The sequence below is a fragment of the Microbacterium sp. AC145 genome, from assembly GCF_979258505.1.
In genome coordinates, this window is record NZ_OZ409859.1 from 1 (window position 1) to 19,150 (window position 19,150).

At 64.5% G+C, this 19,150-nt stretch carries 10 protein-coding genes and 3 rRNA genes; 8 read left to right on the plus strand and 5 right to left on the minus strand.

Annotated elements, in window-relative coordinates; genetic code table 11:
* Positions 1-533: 533 nt before the first annotated feature.
* The 3 genes from ACZZZN_RS00005 to rrf all read left to right on the plus strand — a co-directional run bounded on the left by ACZZZN_RS00005 (position 534) and on the right by rrf (position 5,793).
* Positions 534-2,056, plus strand: a 16S ribosomal RNA gene (locus ACZZZN_RS00005).
* Between the two features lie 410 nt (positions 2,057-2,466).
* A 23S ribosomal RNA gene (locus ACZZZN_RS00010) occupies positions 2,467-5,571 on the plus strand.
* 105 nt (positions 5,572-5,676) lie between these two features.
* Positions 5,677-5,793, plus strand: a 5S ribosomal RNA gene (gene rrf, locus ACZZZN_RS00015).
* Together the 16S, 23S and 5S rRNA genes form the textbook arrangement of a ribosomal RNA operon.
* A gap of 137 nt (positions 5,794-5,930) precedes the next feature.
* On the opposite strand, the gene galE is transcribed toward rrf, so the two are convergent.
* The 3 genes from galE to galT all read right to left on the minus strand — a co-directional run bounded on the left by galE (position 5,931) and on the right by galT (position 9,521).
* A complete protein-coding gene (gene galE, locus ACZZZN_RS00020; protein ID WP_463503217.1) occupies positions 5,931-6,908 on the minus strand; it encodes a UDP-glucose 4-epimerase GalE in 978 nt (325 codons plus the stop codon).
* Between the two features lie 184 nt (positions 6,909-7,092).
* On the minus strand, positions 7,093-8,277 hold the full coding sequence (gene galK / locus ACZZZN_RS00025) for a galactokinase (protein WP_463503218.1): 1,185 nt from the start codon (positions 8,275-8,277) through the stop codon (positions 7,093-7,095).
* The gene (gene galT / locus ACZZZN_RS00030; RefSeq protein WP_463503219.1) at positions 8,274-9,521 is read right to left on the minus strand and encodes a galactose-1-phosphate uridylyltransferase; all 1,248 of its coding nucleotides are present in this window, start codon (positions 9,519-9,521) and stop codon (positions 8,274-8,276) included. Before galT ends, galK begins: the two co-directional genes overlap by 4 nt.
* A gap of 167 nt (positions 9,522-9,688) precedes the next feature.
* Here galT and ACZZZN_RS00035 point away from each other — a divergent pair, with 167 nt between their 5' ends.
* Positions 9,689-10,639 (plus strand): LacI family DNA-binding transcriptional regulator, encoded by a 951-nt coding sequence (locus tag ACZZZN_RS00035; protein ID WP_463506519.1) that lies wholly within the window; start codon positions 9,689-9,691, stop codon positions 10,637-10,639.
* Positions 10,640-10,923: 284 nt separating this feature from the next.
* On the opposite strand, the gene ACZZZN_RS00040 is transcribed toward ACZZZN_RS00035, so the two are convergent.
* Together ACZZZN_RS00040 and ACZZZN_RS00045 are read right to left on the minus strand one after the other, a co-directional pair.
* Positions 10,924-12,012: a LacI family DNA-binding transcriptional regulator gene (locus ACZZZN_RS00040; RefSeq protein WP_463503220.1), complete on the minus strand. Its 1,089-nt coding sequence runs from the start codon at positions 12,010-12,012 to the stop codon at positions 10,924-10,926.
* Entirely contained in the window at positions 12,009-13,811 is a 1,803-nt protein-coding gene (locus ACZZZN_RS00045; protein WP_463503221.1) for a heparinase II/III domain-containing protein, read from the minus strand. The genes ACZZZN_RS00040 and ACZZZN_RS00045 overlap by 4 nt, the downstream gene beginning before the upstream one ends.
* 145 nt (positions 13,812-13,956) lie before the next feature.
* On the opposite strand from ACZZZN_RS00045, the gene ACZZZN_RS00050 reads away from it, so the two are divergent.
* The 4 genes from ACZZZN_RS00050 to ACZZZN_RS00065 all read left to right on the plus strand — a co-directional run bounded on the left by ACZZZN_RS00050 (position 13,957) and on the right by ACZZZN_RS00065 (position 19,149).
* Positions 13,957-15,906, plus strand: coding sequence for a DUF2264 domain-containing protein (locus ACZZZN_RS00050; protein WP_463503222.1), 1,950 nt, complete (start codon positions 13,957-13,959; stop codon positions 15,904-15,906).
* A gap of 52 nt (positions 15,907-15,958) precedes the next feature.
* A complete protein-coding gene (locus ACZZZN_RS00055) occupies positions 15,959-17,239 on the plus strand; it encodes an extracellular solute-binding protein (RefSeq protein ID WP_463503223.1) in 1,281 nt (426 codons plus the stop codon).
* A 69-nt stretch (positions 17,240-17,308) separates the two neighbouring features.
* Positions 17,309-18,247, plus strand: a complete 939-nt coding sequence (locus tag ACZZZN_RS00060) for a carbohydrate ABC transporter permease (protein WP_463503224.1) — start codon at positions 17,309-17,311, stop codon at positions 18,245-18,247.
* Positions 18,244-19,149, plus strand: coding sequence for a carbohydrate ABC transporter permease (locus ACZZZN_RS00065; protein ID WP_463503225.1), 906 nt, complete (start codon positions 18,244-18,246; stop codon positions 19,147-19,149). The genes ACZZZN_RS00060 and ACZZZN_RS00065 overlap by 4 nt, the downstream gene beginning before the upstream one ends.
* Position 19,150 lies beyond the last annotated feature (1 nt).

The window sequence follows — 19,150 nt, forward strand, 5'->3', positions numbered from 1 at the left end:
GCGTAACTTATTACTTGTTCGCCCCACAGGGAAGCGGAGAGGCCGAGAGCCTTACCCCCCTCAAGCGGAGAACCACCTCCACTCGATCAGCTCCTCGGAGAAGATCGCAGACATACTTCTGTCTGACCTGGAGCATCCACATCGGAGCGGCAGTCGATTTGACAGCCACTGCGAAACGGATAAGCTAGTGAAGTTGCCTCGGCGGCCTTGAGCCCCGAGCTGCAGATCTGGTTCTGAGCCTCACGGCGTGTCGATTTGACAGGCTGAAAAGCACAGATAAGATAGAGAAGTTGCCCTTCGGGCCTGGTTGTGATGACTGGGTCGTGGGAGCATCCGATCCTTGAGAACTCAACAGCGTGCACTTGTCAAATGCCAAATAACCTCGATTCAGCTTCGGCTGGATGAGATTCCTTTGGATCAAAGACCAACCTCCTTGTGGGGTTGGCAACGGATAAAGTCAGCAATGATTTGTCTCTTTGGTCAGCATCAAACTCGCTGCGTCACCGTTTTCCCGGTGTCGTATGCATTTCTTTTTTACGGAGAGTTTGATCCTGGCTCAGGATGAACGCTGGCGGCGTGCTTAACACATGCAAGTCGAACGGTGAAGCCCAGCTTGCTGGGTGGATCAGTGGCGAACGGGTGAGTAACACGTGAGCAACCTGCCCCTGACTCTGGGATAAGCGCTGGAAACGGCGTCTAATACTGGATACGAACCACGAAGGCATCTTCAGTGGTTGGAAAGATTTATTGGTTGGGGATGGGCTCGCGGCCTATCAGCTTGTTGGTGAGGTAATGGCTCACCAAGGCGTCGACGGGTAGCCGGCCTGAGAGGGTGACCGGCCACACTGGGACTGAGACACGGCCCAGACTCCTACGGGAGGCAGCAGTGGGGAATATTGCACAATGGGCGCAAGCCTGATGCAGCAACGCCGCGTGAGGGATGACGGCCTTCGGGTTGTAAACCTCTTTTAGCAGGGAAGAAGCGAAAGTGACGGTACCTGCAGAAAAAGCGCCGGCTAACTACGTGCCAGCAGCCGCGGTAATACGTAGGGCGCAAGCGTTATCCGGAATTATTGGGCGTAAAGAGCTCGTAGGCGGTTTGTCGCGTCTGCTGTGAAATCCGGAGGCTCAACCTCCGGCCTGCAGTGGGTACGGGCAGACTAGAGTGCGGTAGGGGAGATTGGAATTCCTGGTGTAGCGGTGGAATGCGCAGATATCAGGAGGAACACCGATGGCGAAGGCAGATCTCTGGGCCGTAACTGACGCTGAGGAGCGAAAGGGTGGGGAGCAAACAGGCTTAGATACCCTGGTAGTCCACCCCGTAAACGTTGGGAACTAGTTGTGGGGTCCATTCCACGGATTCCGTGACGCAGCTAACGCATTAAGTTCCCCGCCTGGGGAGTACGGCCGCAAGGCTAAAACTCAAAGGAATTGACGGGGACCCGCACAAGCGGCGGAGCATGCGGATTAATTCGATGCAACGCGAAGAACCTTACCAAGGCTTGACATATACGAGAACGGGCCAGAAATGGTCAACTCTTTGGACACTCGTAAACAGGTGGTGCATGGTTGTCGTCAGCTCGTGTCGTGAGATGTTGGGTTAAGTCCCGCAACGAGCGCAACCCTCGTTCTATGTTGCCAGCACGTAATGGTGGGAACTCATGGGATACTGCCGGGGTCAACTCGGAGGAAGGTGGGGATGACGTCAAATCATCATGCCCCTTATGTCTTGGGCTTCACGCATGCTACAATGGCCGGTACAAAGGGCTGCAATACCGCGAGGTGGAGCGAATCCCAAAAAGCCGGTCCCAGTTCGGATTGAGGTCTGCAACTCGACCTCATGAAGTCGGAGTCGCTAGTAATCGCAGATCAGCAACGCTGCGGTGAATACGTTCCCGGGTCTTGTACACACCGCCCGTCAAGTCATGAAAGTCGGTAACACCTGAAGCCGGTGGCCTAACCCTTGTGGAGGGAGCCGTCGAAGGTGGGATCGGTAATTAGGACTAAGTCGTAACAAGGTAGCCGTACCGGAAGGTGCGGCTGGATCACCTCCTTTCTAAGGAGCATCTGACTCTTCGGAGTCCAGAACCCAGTTCGAAGGCATACGTTCTTCGCTGGGAGCTCATGGGTGGAACATTTGACATGACATCGAGATCTGATCTTGGAGCTAGTACGCAACTTCGGTTGTTGGAATGGTCTGGGGTTGGGGGCCGGTGTCTGCACGCTGTTGGGTCCTGAGGGACCGGATGCGAATCCTTTGGATTCGTTTCTGTACCTCTGGGCCTCTTGTTGTTTCCCCCGTGTGGGGTTGCGAGAAGGGGTACCGCCCGTACTTTGAGAACTACACAGTGGACGCGAGCATCTTGCAGCCGGCTTCGGTCGGTTGCACAAGATGATCTTAAAGATCATTAGTCAATTTCATGCCAGGCTTCGGCCTGGTGTCGATTCTGATTCAAACTCATGTGATTTCAAGTCTTTAAGAGCAAACGGTGGATGCCTTGGCATCTGGAGCCGAAGAAGGACGTAGCAATCTGCGATAAGCCTCGGGGAACTGATAAGCAAGTTTTGATCCGAGGGTGTCCGAATGGGGAAACCCCGCTGGGCGGCGTGCCGACCTAGTGACTCCCGCCTGAATATATAGGGCGGGTAGAGGGAACGTGGGGAAGTGAAACATCTCAGTACCCACAGGAAGAGAAAGCAACCGCGATTCCGTTAGTAGTGGCGAGCGAAACCGGAACAGGCTAAACCTAGCGTGTGTGATAGCCGGCAGGCGTTGCACGTTGGGGGTTGTGGGACTTTTCAGTCATCTCTGCCGAGATGGCGGCGTTACACGATGGTATAGACGAACGGTCTTGAAAGGCCGGTCATAGAGGGTGCCAACCCCGTAGTCGAAATGCCAACCGTGGCGCGAAGAGTATCCCAAGTAGCACGGGGCCCGTGAAATCCCGTGTGAATCTGTCAGGACCACCTGATAAGCCTAAATACTCCCAGATGACCGATAGCGGACAAGTACCGTGAGGGAAAGGTGAAAAGTACCCCGGGAGGGGAGTGAAATAGTACCTGAAACCGTTTGCTTACAAACCGTTGGAGCAGCCTTAGTAGCTGTGACAGCGTGCCTTTTGAAGAATGAGCCTGCGAGTTAGCGATATGTGGCGAGGTTAACCCGTGTGGGGTAGCCGTAGCGAAAGCGAGTCTGAATAGGGCGATTCAGTCGCATGTCCTAGACCCGAAGCGAAGTGATCTATCCATGGCCAGGTTGAAGCGACGGTAAGACGTCGTGGAGGACCGAACCCACTTAGGTTGAAAACTGAGGGGATGAGCTGTGGATAGGGGTGAAAGGCCAATCAAACTTCGTGATAGCTGGTTCTCTCCGAAATGCATTTAGGTGCAGCGTTGCGTGTTTCTTGCCGGAGGTAGAGCTACTGGATGGCCGATGGGCCCTACAAGGTTACTGACGTCAGCCAAACTCCGAATGCCGGTAAGTGAGAGCGCAGCAGTGAGACTGTGGGGGATAAGCTTCATAGTCGAGAGGGAAACAACCCAGACCACCAACTAAGGTCCCAAAGCGCGTGCTAAGTGGGAAAGGATGTGGAGTTGCCTTGACAACCAGGAGGTTGGCTTAGAAGCAGCCACCCTTGAAAGAGTGCGTAATAGCTCACTGGTCAAGTGATTCCGCGCCGACAATGTAACGGGGCTCAAGCACGCCACCGAAGTTGTGGCATTGACATTATTGGTAGGCCTTCGTGGTCCAGCCGTGTTGATGGGTAGGAGAGCGTCGTGTGGCCAGCGAAGCGGCGGTGTAAACCAGCCGTGGAGGCTACACGAGTGAGAATGCAGGCATGAGTAGCGAAAGACGTGTGAGAAACACGTCCTCCGAAAGACCAAGGGTTCCAGGGTCAAGCTAATCTTCCCTGGGTAAGTCGGGACCTAAGGCGAGGCCGACAGGCGTAGTCGATGGACAACGGGTTGATATTCCCGTACCGGCGAAGAACCGCCCAAGCTAATCCAGTAGTGCTAAGTGTCTGAATCCCACTGACTGATCCCTTCGGGGTGACGCGGTGGGCCTAGCGCACGACCCCATTCTGGTGCGGTTAGCGTATTAACAGGTGTGACGCAGGAAGGTAGCCCAAGCCAGGCGATGGTTGTCCTGGTGCAAGTGCGTAGGCCGAACGGTAGGCAAATCCGCCGTTCATACAGGCTGAGACACGATGCGGATAAAAAGTGGGTGATCCTATGCTGCCAAGAAAAGCATCGACGCGAGGTTCTAGCCGCCCGTACCCCAAACCGACTCAGGTGGTCAGGTAGAGAATACCAAGGAGATCGAGAGAATCGTGGTTAAGGAACTCGGCAAAATGCCCCCGTAACTTCGGGAGAAGGGGGGCCATCCACTTATACGGACTTGCTCCGAAAAGGGTGTGGTGGCCGCAGAGACTAGTGGGTAGCGACTGTTTACTAAAAACACAGGTCCGTGCCAAGTCGCAAGACGATGTATACGGACTGACGCCTGCCCGGTGCTGGAAGGTTAAGAGGACCGGTTAGCCGCAAGGCGAAGCTGAGAATTTAAGCCCCAGTAAACGGCGGTGGTAACTATAACCATCCTAAGGTAGCGAAATTCCTTGTCGGGTAAGTTCCGACCTGCACGAATGGCGTAACGACTTCCCAACTGTCTCAACCGCGAACTCGGCGAAATTGCATTACGAGTAAAGATGCTCGTTACGCGCAGCAGGACGGAAAGACCCCGTGACCTTTACTACAGCTTGGTATTGGTGTTCGGTGTGGCTTGTGTAGGATAGGTGGGAGACTGTGAAGCATGGACGCCAGTTCATGTGGAGTCATTGTTGAAATACCACTCTGGTCACTCTGGATATCTAACTTCGAACCGTAATCCGGTTCAGGGACAGTGCCTGGTGGGTAGTTTAACTGGGGCGGTTGCCTCCCAAAAAGTAACGGAGGCGCCCAAAGGTTCCCTCAACCTGGTTGGCAATCAGGTGTCGAGTGTAAGTGCACAAGGGAGCTTGACTGTGAGACTGACAGGTCGAGCAGGGACGAAAGTCGGGACTAGTGATCCGGCAGTGGCTTGTGGAAGCGCTGTCGCTCAACGGATAAAAGGTACCTCGGGGATAACAGGCTGATCTTGCCCAAGAGTCCATATCGACGGCATGGTTTGGCACCTCGATGTCGGCTCGTCGCATCCTGGGGCTGGAGTAGGTCCCAAGGGTTGGGCTGTTCGCCCATTAAAGCGGTACGCGAGCTGGGTTTAGAACGTCGTGAGACAGTTCGGTCCCTATCCGCTGCGCGCGTAGGAAATTTGAGAGGATCTGACCCTAGTACGAGAGGACCGGGTTGGACGAACCTCTGGTGTGTCAGTTGTTCCGCCAGGAGCACCGCTGATTAGCTACGTTCGGGATGGATAACCGCTGAAAGCATCTAAGCGGGAAGCCGGCCTCAAGATGAGATTTCCATACCTTCGGGTGAGAGGCTCCCAGCCAGACTACTGGGTTGATAGGCCAGATGTGGAAGTGCAGCAATGCATGCAGCTGACTGGTACTAATAAGCCGATGACTTGATAACACACCGTTTGTTGGTGCTACGCGTCCACTGAGTGGTTCTCGATGTACGGTCGAGAACCGCATGACAATGACTTTGTTATGTGTTTGATTGAAACATCAATAGTGTTTCGGCGGCCATAGCGTGAGGGAAACGCCCGGTTACATTCCGAACCCGGAAGCTAAGCCTCACAGCGCCGATGGTACTGCAGGGGGGACCCTGTGGGAGAGTAGGACACCGCCGGACTTCTTTTAAACAGAAAAGCCACCCAATGTTGGGTGGCTTTTCTGCGTTAACGCGATCGCGAGCGTCGTCGCGACGACAGCGAAAGGGCCCTTCCTCTGATGAGGAAGGGCCCTTCTGTGTATCTGAGGGTCAGCAGGTCACGAAGCGTTACGTCGTGCTTCCCAGCCGGTACGCACCATCTCGTCCACCGAGTAACGCATCTTCCAGTCGAGGTCGCGTGCAGCGAGCTCGCCGGTGGCGACGATGCGGTCAGGGTCACCCGCACGGCGGGGGCCGATCTCGGGCGTGAAGTCGATACCCGTCACTCGGGCGACGGCATCCATGATCTGCTTCACGCTGAGGCCGTCTCCGGAGCCGAGGTTGTACGCCGGCTCGATGGGCTCTCCGGCGGCAAGGCGCTGTGCGGCCGCCACGTGCGCTGCGGCGATGTCACCGACGTGCACGTAGTCGCGCACGTTCGTACCGTCTTCGGTGTCGTAGTCGTCGCCGTTGATGCGCGGGGTCTTGCCGGCCAGCAGCGCCTCGAACACGATCGGGAAGAGATTGTGCGGGCTCACGTCGTAGACCGTCGGGTCGGCGGAGCCCACCACGTTGAAGTAGCGCAGCGACGTGTGGCGCAGCGGCCGGGCGCTGTCGGCCGTGGCGACCGCCTGATCGCGGAGCAGCCACTCTCCGATGAGCTTCGACTCACCGTAGGGGCTGGCAGGCTTCTTCTCAGTGCTTTCGACGACGAGAGCCACGTCGGGGGTGCCGAACACCGCGGCCGACGACGAGAAGACGAGGTTCGTGACGCCTGCGGCATCCATCGCCTCGAGGATCACGCGGGTGCCCTCGACGTTCTGCGCGTAGGTGTGCAGCGGCCTCTGCACCGAGACGCCTGCGTACTTGAAGCCCGCGACGTGGATCACGCCTTCGGCGTCGTGGTCGCGCAGGGTCTTCTCGACGAGTTCGCGGTCGAGGATGCTGCCGTTCACGAAGGGCACGCCTTCGGGAATGAACGACGCGACTCCGCTGGAGAGGTCATCGAGGATTACGGGTGAGAGCCCCGCATCCGCCAGTGCACGAACGACGTGCGATCCGATGTAGCCGGCGCCGCCGGTGACGATCCAGGACATGGTGCTCCTCAGGTGTTTGAGAGTTCAGTATCTCAGGGGGCTCGGGAGGCGGCTGTACGAACGACGGACGCCGTCCCGATTTGCGTACTCATCCCGTGGATCAGTCCGCGAATCGGAACGACGTCCGCAGATCGGGGCCGCACTGGTTTGGGGGACAGCCGCCATGAAGGCGACAGGTCGACCGTCAGTTATCGCGGTGCGCGCCTGCCGCAGGCGTGACGGTGAAGATGACCGGCTCGGCGAATCCCTGGTCGGCGAACGCGGCGGTGACCGCATCCGACACCTGCTGAACGGCATCCTGCTCGACCAGCGCGATCGCGGCGCCGCCGAAGCCGCCACCGGTCATGCGTGCGCCGATCGCGCCGGATGCGAGTGCGGTCTCGACTGCGGTGTCGAGCTCGGGCACGGAGATCTCGAAATCATCACGCATGGATGCGTGAGAGGCGACGAGAAGATCGCCGATCGCGCGCGCTCCCTGCTCGCGAAGAACCCGAACCGTGTCGAGCACGCGCTGGTTCTCGGTCACGACATGGCGCACGCGGCGGAAGGTCACGTCGTCCATGAGTCCTTCGGCGCGAGCAAGGTCGTCGACCGATACGTCGCGCAGGCTCGGCACACCCATGATCGCTGCGCCGCGTTCACAGGCCGCGCGCCGCTCGCCGTAGCCGCCGGTGGAGTGCGCGTGCTTGACGCGCGTGTCCATCACGAGGATCGCGAGTCCGGCCTCCGCGATGCCCACGGGCACCAGCGAAGCGTCGAGCGAACGGCAGTCGAGGAAGATGGCGGCGTCGGGCTCACCCAGCATCGACGCCATCTGGTCCATGATGCCGGTGGGGGCGCCGACGGCTTCGTTCTCGGCGCGGCGGCCGATGCGTGCGAGTGCGATTCGATCGAGCCCGGCATCCCAGAGGTCGTTGAGCGCGGTGGCGGTGGCGCCCTCGATCGCCGCCGACGACGAGAGGCCGGCGCCCACGGGCACGTCGGAGGCGATCGCGATGTCGACGCCTGATCCTGTGATTCCCGACTGGCGCAGAGCCCACGCGACTCCCAGAGGGTATGCGGCCCACTCGGGCACCGCCGGGTGCGCGCCGGTCGCCGTCGGGAAGAGGTCGTCGAGCTCGTCGAGCGAGACCTCCACCGCCTCGTCGGCGAACGTCGATGCGACCCGGATGCGAGCATCCTCGCGGGTTCCCACGGCAGCCACGGTGCGGTGCGGGATGGCGAACGGCAGCACGAAGCCGTCGTTGTAGTCGGTGTGCTCGCCGATGAGGTTCACGCGACCGGGTGCTGACCAGACCCCGACCGGGGCGTTGCCCGTCAGATCGGTGAAGAGCGTCGTGGCGGTGTGCTGGGTGGTGGCGGTGGTCATGCGGATGCCTCTTCTGCGGTGGTGTCGGCGGTGACGCCTGTGATGTCGGTGCTGGTCACGACGGAGCCGGCGGCGTCTGCCTTAGCGATGGCCTCGCGGATGCGCGCGGCACCCTGCTCGGGGGTGACCTCGGCGGCCCACGCCCACATGGCGGCCTCGGAGCCGGCGAGGAACTTGAGTTTGTCGGCTGCACGCCGGGGGCTCGTGAGCTGCAGGTGCAGGCGCACGCTCTCGCGCCCGACGTTGACCGGAGCCTGGTGCCAGGCGGCGATGTACGGCGTCGGGGTGTCGTAGAGCGCGTCGACGCTCCGCAGTAGACGCAGGTAGAGGGGGGCGAGCTCGTCGCGCTCGGCATCCGTCGTCGCGGCGAAGTCGGGCACGTGACGGTGCGGCATCAGGTGAACCTCGAGAGGCCAACGAGCAGCGAACGGCACGAACGCCGTCCAGTGCTCACCGCGGAAGACGACACGATCAGAGCCCTGTTCGAACTCGAGGATGCGCTGGAAGAGATCCGGTGCGGTGCGGTCGATCGAATCGAGCACGCGGGTCGTGCGGGGCGTCACGTACGGGTAGGCGTAGATCTGACCGTGCGGATGCGGCAGGGTGACGCCGATGGCCTCGCCTCGGTTCTCGAACGGGAAGATCTGCTCGATACCCGGAAGCTTCGAGAGGGCGGCGGTGCGGTCGGCCCATGCCTCGATCACGGTGCGCGCACGAGTGACGGACTGAGTGCCGAAGGATCCGGTGTGCTCGGGACTGAAGCAGACGACCTCGCAGCGCCCGACAGATGTGCGGGCGCGGCCGAGACCGAGGGCCGCCAGATCGTCGAGCCCGCGCGGGGGGTTGCTCGCGGCCGGGGCGATGCCGACGGCCTCGGCGAGTGCGGGGCCGAAGGCCGGGGAGCGGTTCTCGAACACCGCCACGTCGTACCGCGACGGTACCTCGGAAGGGTTGGTGGGCGACTGCGGAGCGAGCGGGTCGGCATCGGCGCTCGGCATCATGACGCGGTTCTGCCGGTTCGCGGCCACCGTGATCCAGTCACCGGTCAGCACATCGAGACGCATCGAGGCGGTCTCGCCCCGCGGGTCGAGCGTGCGGACGTCCACCCCGCGCTCGTCTCCGAGCGTCGTGTCGGGGTCGTCGAAGTAGAAGAGCTCCCGACCGTCGGCGAGCGTCGTCGCTCGCTTGACCACTCCGGCCGTCAGGGTTTCGGTTCGCAACTCAGCAGCATCATGCGTGTTCACGTAAACATGGTACGCAGACCGCCGTGGTAACGTCAACACTGCCGAGTCGTGAACGCGTCTACTACTCCGGCCGGGGAGAGATGGAGGAGCCGATGACCGACGATCTTCTCTCCGGTTCCACACCCCGCTCGCCGCGTCGGGGGCGCCCGGCATCAGGACGCGTCTCGATGGCGATGGTCGCCGCACGCGCCGGAGTCTCGGGGCAGACCGTGTCGCGCGTCGTCAACGACAGCCCGCGCGTCGACCCCGCCACTCGCGAACGCGTCGAGCAGGCCATGGCCGAGCTCGGCTACCGGCCGCACCGCGCGGCGAGGGCACTCCGCACGGGCCGCTCCCAGACCATCGGGCTCGTGGTCACGACCCTCGCGACGGTCGGAAATTCTCGGATGCTGCAGGCCACCGCCGAGGCGGCCGCCGAGAGAGGGTACGCCCTCACCCTCGTGACGGCGGGCGAGAGCGTCGCCGGCGCATTCGAGCGATTGGCCGAGCAGGAGGTCGACGGGGCGATCGTGCTCAACGAGGCTTCGGCACTGGTGCCCGCGGCGCAGCGTCCGCCCGGGCTGCGACTCGTCGTGGTCGATGCGCCGGGCTCGGCAGGCCTCGCCGTCGTGCACAGCGACCATGTCGGCGGCGCTGCGGCGGCGACAGCGCACCTGCTCGGCAGCGGGCACGAGATCGTGCACCACCTCGCGGGTCCGGCCGACTCCTTCGCCGCCGCCGAGCGCGAACGCGGGTGGCGAGACACTCTCGTCGCCGCGGGCATCGAGCCCCCGCCCGTCGTGCGCGGTGACTGGAGTGCCGAAGCAGGACATGTCGCAGGGCTGGCGCTGCGCGACGCATCCGCCGTCTTCTGCGCCAACGATCAGATGGCGCTCGGCCTGCTGCGCGCGCTCGCCGAAGCCGGTCGGCGGGTGCCCGAAGACGTCAGCGTGGTCGGCTTCGATGACGTCCCGGACGCCGCCAACTTCCGGCCGCCGCTCACGACCATCCGCCAGGACTTCGCGACCCTGGCCCACCGTGCCGTCGATCTGCTCGTCGCCGAGATCGAAGGAACGCCGGAGGGCGAAGCATCCGCTGTGGTGCCGACGACTCTGGTCGCGCGCTCGAGCACGCGCTGAATCGGTCCCCTTCGCTGCCGCGCCCGCGCGCCGCCGCGCCGCGGCACCACGGGCTCGAGCGTGCGGCGGGCCTGTGCGGGGTCGAAATCGCACCGGGTGTGCGGTGCGGGGTCAGTTCGATATCGGAATCGGCTGTTTCGGATGCGGAAGTGGCCCCGCCTGGCGGGCGGGTGCGGAAGTGGCCCCGGCTGGCGGGCGGATGGATGCGGATGCGGAAGTGGCCCCGGCTGGCGGGCGGGCGGATTCCGAAGTGGCCCCGCCCCGCCCCGAACCGCGCCGCCGGGTCAGGCGGGAGGTGCCGAAGACTCCCTGGCGTGCATCGTCGGGCTCAGCGAGACTCGATGCACCGGACGCGTCGGGTCGGCGATGCGCCTGGCGAGGAGGTCGATCGCTGCGGCCCCCACGGCGGCGCGCGGCGGGCTGACCGCGCTGAGGGCGGGCGTGAAGAGCTGAGCGACCTCGTCGTCGTATGCGACGACCGAGAGATCCTCCGGGATCGAGAGTCCTCGGTTGAGGGCGATGTCGATGAACGCCATCGCCTCGGGGTCGGAGTGGATGAGCAGACCCGTGACGCCCGCATCGAGCGCCTTGTCGATGGCCGCGTTGACGGCCTTCGCGAAGCCGGGCCCGTTGCGATCGGGGAAGAGGCTCTCGAAGTGTTCGGACGGTGCGAGCCCGAGCTCTTCGCAGGCCGCCGCCCACCCGGTGACGATCTTGCGGCCGGTGGGCGACTCCCGCGACAGGATGAGGCCGATCCGCCGATGGCCGAGGCCGGCGAGGTGTCGCGCGGCGAGCACGGCGCCCAGGGCATGGTCGGTGGTGACGTTCTCGACGGGGGCCCGATGGGGGAGGACCACGGCGTCGCGCTCGACGAACACCGACGGGAGGCCGGAGGCGTCGAGCCACTGCACCACGTCCTGCGCGTGGGTCACATCGGGGTTGGGTGCGACGATCAGGCCGCGGATGTCGTCGGATGCGATCAGGCGCTCGAGCACGGGCCGTTCGTCCTGCAACTCGTACGAGGCGCCGCGCAGCACGAGGCGCAGCCCCTGCTTGCGTGCCTCGGCCTCCATCCCGCGCACGACGCCCGGCCAGTAGTAGGCGAGAGACGGGACCAGCACGCCGATCGCGCCGCCGGTCTGCGCCGGCGTCGGCTCTTCGGGAGCGGATGCCGGCAGCGACACCGCCCCGCCGTGCACGCGTTCGAGGCGACCTTCTTCCTCGAGCTGCTGCAGATCTCGGCGCAGCGTCACGGGGGCGACGCCCAGCTCGTCGGTGAGGCGCGAGACTCGCACGATCCCGTCGCGTTCGAGGGCGGCGAGGATGTGCGCGTGACGCGCGGGCGCCAGCGGGGCATGCTGCTGATCGGTCATCGGTCGTCCTCGCTGTCGCCCGTCGCCGCGGTGGCGTCGTCTCTTTCTACCGTGATCCACGCATGATCGCGCGCGCTCACGTCGAGTTCGAGGCGAGTCAGTCGCTCGCCCCACACCTCACTCAGCATCGGGTCGTCGAGAAGCCGTTCGGTGAGGGCTGAACGGATGCCGGCGGGCCAGCGGATCACGACGGGAGTCGCACCGTCGAGCGGCGTGACGCGTGCGCCGTCGTCGATCACCGTCACGCTGCCGGCGACGATGAGGTTGAGGGTGGTCGGCCCGACTGACGAAGCGCCAGTCCACGCATCCGAGACCCGGACGACCCCCGCAGCGCGGTCGAATGCGCCGACTCGTCGCCACGTCAGCCCGTCGATTCCGTAGGCGGCGCCCAGGTCGAGACTCAGGGACGACACTGCGTCGGTGACCGATGCCTCGACCTCGGATGCGGCGAATTCCCGCCCCGGCGACTGATCGACTCCGGCGATGGTGGGGGTGTTGTGCCAGGAGCTCTGCATGGTCCAGATCTCGTAGCGGTCGGGCCCGAACGTGGCCTTCGTGTAGGTCGGTCGCCCGGCGTCGACGATCACGGGCACTCCGTCGGAGGTGACGATGAACGAGCCGACGTCGTTGTGGTTGTGGTGCTCGGCGTTGTGCCCGCCCTTGATCACGAGGCCGAGACCTGTGGCCGATCCCGCCCGCTGGCGCGCGAGCAGCACCTGCGTCGAGGGCAGCCACACGTCTCGCGGAAGAGGAGAGGCGGCAGGTTCGGCGGCGAGCCAGTCGGCATCCGTCAGCCCGCGGACGAGGCGCCCGAGTCCCGCGAACTCCGACGGCTCGATCCCGCGGTGCGAGGCGGCGTGGGCGGCGGCACCCGCATCGCCGATCCGCCGGGCGGCGCGGTGCAGCGCGTGCCAGGGGAGATCCGCCGACGGTCGTGCCTGCCCATCGGCGAGGTTGGCGTACCAGTCGCCGCCGAGGTGGCAGCGGTGCGGAAAGGCCACGGTCTCGCGCAGACCGACGAGGTCGGGGCGCGATCGGTCCGTCGCGTACTCGAGCAGGTCGAGTGCCTCGAGCGCGCGGCATGCCCCGTTCCACCAGTAGGAGTAGCCCTCGTCGATCGCGCCGTCGTCGGGCAGCGACACGAGATAGCGGTCGAGCCCCTCGACGACCAGGTCGATGATGTGGTCGGGATCGTCGTGAAGCTGCACGACTGCGGTGAGGACTCCCGAGTGGATCCACGGATTCCAGTTGTGCACGTCGCCGTCGAGGCCCAGCCAGTGCCAGTCGCGGCGCTCGACGAAGGGGCGGAAGACGCGCACCTGCGCCTCATGCCGGATGCGGGAGCGGATGCCGGGAGCACGCGCATCGAGCTGCGTGCCGAGCACGTGATCGATCCACGCGAGCTGACTCACGACTTCGCCCGCGCCGAGATCGAGGTAGGGGTCGGTCACGGTCGCGAGCACGCTGCCGTGCCTGGTGAAGGTGTCGTCGTGGGCGGGCCAGCACCATGAGCTCTGCTCACACAGCAGCTGCACGCCGTCGACGACCTCGTCGATCCAGCGCTCATCGAGAGTGACGGCCGCGGCGACAGTTGCGCGGCTGAGGCGATGCTGCCGCGCGAACGCCGGATCCTCCCAGCCGACACGATCGCCGTCGCGGTGCACGCGGGCCGCCTGGCTGGCGAGAGTTTGGGGCCACGGCGTGCCGAGATCGGCCTCGGCGCGGGAGAGCAGCTCGGTCGCTGCGACGTGCGACCAGGCAGCGCGGTCGTCGGCGGTGGGCGCGGGAAGCTGATTCACAGAGCCAGCCTAGCTGATCGAAAATGATCGATCTAGCTATATTTACGTCTTGTCTTGATCGAAATGCGGTGATAATCTCCCAACGATCGCAAAGAGACGGCATCCGTCGCGGTCCACCTCGAAGCAGTCTTCAAAGGAGAACCCTGTGGCGTACGAGCGCACCGGTGCAGCGACCGCTGTGAGCCCCCGTGATTCGGAGTGGTCGCTGAACGCGGAGTGGTCTCGCGACGACCTGCTCGCGTACGCCGACCGACTGCTCGCAGCCGTGCGTCCGTGGGCCTCTGAGAACAACGCCCGCATCACACTGCCCGGTGCCTCGGGCGGATACGGCATCGACGTCGACGGCCTCGAGGGATTCGTGCGCACCTTCCTGCTCGCGGGCTTCCGCATCGCGGGTGCCCGTGGCGAAGGCGTCGACGATCTCATCGACTTCTATTCGCGCGGCATCACGGCCGGGGTCGATCCGTCGAGCCCCGACCGGTGGGTGCGACTCGACGAGCACGCGCAGGCCAAGGTCGAGGCGGCGTCGATCGCACTGATCCTCGACATGACCCGCCCCTGGATCTGGGATCGCCTCGGCGAGACCACTCAGCACCGCATGATCGACTACCTCGCCCCCGTCGTGGGCGACGACAGCTACCCCCGCAACAACTGGCTGTGGTTCCGCGTCGTGGTGCAGACCTTCCTTCGCTCGGTGGGCGGCCCCTGGTCGCAGGCCGACATCGATCAGGACCTCGCGCAGCACGACTCGTTCGTCCGCGAGGGCGGCTGGATCTCCGACGGAGACGACCGCTCGTACGACCACTACGTCGGCTGGGCCCTACACCTCTACCCGGTGCTGTGGTCGCGCATGCAGGGGGCCGCTGAGCTTTCGGGCGGCCGCACCGAGGGCGACCTGGCCCGCCTCGACACCTTCCTGCAGGACGCGATCGCGCTCGTCGGCGCCGACGGCTCCCCGCTGATCCAGGGGCGCAGCCTCGTCTACCGATTCGCAGCGGCGGCTCCGTACTGGGCGGGCGTCATCGCCGAGGTGCCGTCGGTGCCGGCCGCGCAGTTGCGCCGCGCGGCATCCGCCATCATCCGCCACTTCGCCGAGAACGGCGCCCCCAACGATCAGGGTCTTCTCGACCTCGGGTGGCACGACGAGTGGCGCCGGCTCGCGCAGAACTACTCCGGCACCGGATCGCCGTACTGGGCGTCGAAGGGTCTGCTCGGCATCGCGCTCCCCGCGGACCACCCGGTGTGGTCGGCCCCCACCGAACCTCTGCCGACCGGGACCGCAGACGTGCTCCGGGTCGTCGAAGCCCCGGCGTGGATCATCTCCGCGACCGCCGACGACGGCATCGCCCGGGTGATCAATCACGGAACCGACCACGCGCGACCCGGCGACCTCGTCGGCGACTCGCCGCTCTACACCCGCCTCGGATACTCGACAGCCGCGAGCCCGCTGCTCAACGGCGACGCCTGGGCCGAGCCCCTCGAGCAGTCGGTCGCACTGCTGCATGCCGACGGGCGCGCGACGCACCGCGCCGGCATGCGGGTGCAGCGCATCCGCCGTGACGGGGATGCCGCGATCGCCGGATCCGAGGCGACCGCGCACTGGATCGCTCCGGCCGCCACCCAGACCCGACACGGCTCCGGCATCACCGGAGACATCGAGATCGCCGGCAGCGTGACCACCTGGTCGATCGTGCGCGGCGCCTGGGAAGTGCGCCTCGTGCGCATCGACTCGCTCGAGGCGGATGCCGCCCCCACCGCGCTGCGTATCGGCGGCTGGGCGCTCGCCGCGGATGCCGTCGACGACACGGTCACCTCCGGGAGTGCCGCATCGTCTGCTGCCGGTCGTCACAGCAGCATCACCGCGCTCACGCCCGGCGGTGTGCCCTCGGTCGAGACGAGGCATGACGCGAGTCCCCTCGGTGCCACGGCATCCGTCCCCGTCATCACCTATCCGGTCTCGACAGGGGGGTGGATCGCGAACGCGGTGCATCTGTCCGACCGCGCCGCGGCATCCGCTCCGTCCGTCCGCATCGACGGCGACGACGTCGCCGTCGGGTGGCCCGATTCCTCCACCACCGAACACCGGCTCGCCTGAGCCGTATCCCGACCCGTCCTGGGCACCCGTCATTGCAAAGGAGCAGTACCCCATGAACCGCAGAATCCTCGCCGCCGGCAGCCTCGCCGCTGTCGCCGCACTCACTCTCGCAGGCTGCTCCGGCAGCAGTGACGCCGGAGAGAGCACCGACCCCGACGCCCCCGTCACGCTCACCCTCTCGGGGTGGAGCATCGACACGACCCCCGAGTTCCAGACGCTCGCCGACGCCTTCACCGAGGATCACCCGAACGTGAAGATCGAGCTCAAGGAGTACGACGCGGCCGAGTACAACACCCTCGTCACCGCCGACCTCGCCGCAGGCTCCGGCCCCGACATCATCACGCAGAAGGAGGTCAAGTACGTCACGACTTTCCAGGAGGGCGGCCAGCTGCTCGACGTCTCGGACGTGGCGCTGCCCGACGGCATCAGCGGTGCCGACTCCTACGAGGTCGACGGCGCCGCCTACGCCGTGCCGTACCGCCAGGACTCCTGGGTGCTCTTCTACAACAAGGCGCTCTTCGAGGCGGCCGGCGTCGCCGAGCCCGACGGATCGTGGACGTGGGACGACTACGCGGATGCCGCGGAGGCACTCACCACTGACGCCTCCAAGGGCACGTACCTGCACCGCTGGCAGTCGACCGTGCAGGGCTTCGCGAACGCGCAGACCGACACCAGCGTGCTCGACGGCGACTTCAGCAACATGAAGGACTACTACGACAACACGCTCGCGCTGCAGGATGCCGGCGACCAGGTCGACTTCAACACCTCGACCGCCAACCAGCTCACCTACCAGGGCGAGTTCGGCACGCAGAAGGCCGCGATGATGCTGATGGGCACCTGGTACACCGCGACGCTCATCGCACAGCAGGCCTCGGGCGAGGCGAACGACTTCGAGTGGGGCATCGCTCCCGCGCCGCAGCTCGATGCGAAGACCACCGGCACCGACAACACCCCGGTGACGTTCGGCGACCCGACGGGCTTCGGCATCAACGCGAACATCGACTCCGCCAAGGCCGACGCCGCCAAGCAGTTCCTCGAGTTCGCCGCATCCGAGGAGGGGGCGCAGGCGCTCGCCGAGATCGGGATCACCCCGGCGCTCACGAACGACGCCGTCGTCGAGTCCTACTTCGCGGTCGAGGGTGCGCCGACGGATGATCTGTCAAAGTTCGCCTGGTCGACGCACGACGTGCTCCCCGAGAACCCCACGTCGAGCAAGACGGCGACGATCCAGGGCATCCTCGCCGACCTGCACACCGCCGTCATGTCGGGCTCTGTGTCGGTGGACGACGCCATCAAGACCGCCGAGGACCGCGTGAAGAACGAGGTCGGCTGATCCACTCGGGGGCCGGCCGCCGGTCGGCCCCCGACATCGCCCTCGCGCAGCATCCAGGAGACGAGAGACATGACCACCACCGAGGCCCCGAGCCGCGACGCGGCCCCGCCGCAGACGAAACTGCCCCGCAGACGCTCGGCACTGCGTCGCCGCAATGCTCTGATCGGCTGGAGCTTCATCCTGCCGAACTTCATCGGGTTCGGGTTCCTGACCCTGCTCCCGGTGCTGATCCTCTTCTACATGGCGTTCACGAACTGGAACGTCTTCGGCAAGGCCGACTGGGTGGGGTTCGCGAACTTCCAGCGTCTGATGGGCGACGGCAGCTTCCACATCGCATTCTGGAACACCATCTACTACTCGGTGATGCACATCCCGCTGACGATCGTCGTCTCGCTCGGGCTCGCACTGCTGCTGAACAACAAGCTCCGCGGCGTCGCGTTCTTCCGCACCGCCGCGTTCTTCCCCTACATCACCTCGATCGTGGCGATCGCCGTGGTGTGGAACCTGCTCTTCAGCCCCGACTACGGACCCATCAACGAGGTGCTCCGGGCGATCGGCATCTCCGAGCCCCCGGGGTGGCTCACGTCGTCGGAGTGGGCGATGCCCGCCGTCGTGATCGTCAGCACCTGGCGTGACATGGGCTACTACATGATCCTCTTCCTCGCAGGGCTGCAGACCGTGCCGCGTGAGCTGCACGAAGCCGCGCGCGTCGACGGTGCCAGCATCTGGCAGCGGTTCACGAACGTCACGCTGCCGTCGCTGCGCCCGACCATGTTCTTCGTCACGGTGATGCTCACCATCAACTCCTTCAAGATCTTCGACCTGATCCTCGTCATGACCGACGGCGGCCCCGGGCAGTCGACCCTGGTGCTGTCGCAGTTCATCTACAAGAAGGGCTTCGAGGAGTCGCAGTTCGGCTACGCATCCGCCGCCGCGGTGGCGCTGTTCTTCCTCTGCATCCTCGTGACCATCGGCCAGTTCCTCTGGAACAAGAAGCGGAGCGCATGATGACCGAGACCCAGGTCCTCGTCACCGGGGGAACGCTGCGCAAGCTCAACGCCCCGGCACCCGCCGGCCGTGTGCGCACCAGGCTCACTGTCGGTCGCACCCTCGGCTACATCGCCCTGATCATCGCGGCGGTCGGCCTGCTCGCACCGTTCTTCTGGATGGTCATGAGCTCGCTGAAGAACGCCAACGAGGTGTTCTCGGTGCCCGTCGTCTGGGTTCCCGAGACGTTCGTGTGGCAGAACTACATCGACATCTGGACGAAGTCGAACATGCTCGTCTGGATCCGCAACACCCTGTTCCTGGCCGTGAGCGTGACGTTCCTGCAGGTGCTCACCGGGTCGTTCGCCGCCTACGGCTTCGCGCGCATGAAGTTCGCCGGCCGCGACATCCTGTTCCTCGTCTACATCGGCACGATCGCGGTGCCGTGGCAGTCGTACATGATCCCGCAGTTCATCCTGCTGTCGAATCTGAAGGTGTCGAACACGCTCTGGGCGATCATCCTGCTCCAGGCGTTCGGAGCCTTCGGCGTCTTCCTCATGAAGCAGTACTACGAGACGATCCCCGAGGAACTCAGCGAGGCCGCGCGTCTCGACGGGCTCAGCGAGTACGGCATCTGGCGGCGCATCATGCTGCCGCTGTCGGTGCCGGCCATCGCCAGCCTCACCCTGCTCACGTTCGTGAACACCTGGAACGACTACCTCGGGCCGCTCATCTATCTGCGAAACCCCGACCTGTGGACGATCCAGCTGGGCCTCAAGAGCTTCGTCTCGAACCTGTTCGACACGAACTACGCGCTGCTGTTCGCCGGACTCACGATCTCGGTCCTGCCGATCGCGATCATCTTCCTGCTCGGGCAGAAGTACTTCGTCGAGGGCATCGCCACCAGCGGGCTGAAGGGCTGAC

Coding starts and splice junctions, on each gene's coding strand:
- galE (WP_463503217.1), bottom strand. CDS start 6,908: ATGTCCTGGATCGTCACCGGCGGCGCCGGCTACATCGGATCGCACGTC.
- galK (WP_463503218.1), bottom strand. CDS start 8,277: ATGACCACCGCCACCACCCAGCACACCGCCACGACGCTCTTCACCGAT.
- ACZZZN_RS00035 (WP_463506519.1), top strand. CDS start 9,689: ATGGCGATGGTCGCCGCACGCGCCGGAGTCTCGGGGCAGACCGTGTCG.
- ACZZZN_RS00040 (WP_463503220.1), bottom strand. CDS start 12,012: ATGACCGATCAGCAGCATGCCCCGCTGGCGCCCGCGCGTCACGCGCAC.
- ACZZZN_RS00055 (WP_463503223.1), top strand. CDS start 15,959: ATGAACCGCAGAATCCTCGCCGCCGGCAGCCTCGCCGCTGTCGCCGCA.
- ACZZZN_RS00060 (WP_463503224.1), top strand. CDS start 17,309: ATGACCACCACCGAGGCCCCGAGCCGCGACGCGGCCCCGCCGCAGACG.
- ACZZZN_RS00065 (WP_463503225.1), top strand. CDS start 18,244: ATGATGACCGAGACCCAGGTCCTCGTCACCGGGGGAACGCTGCGCAAG.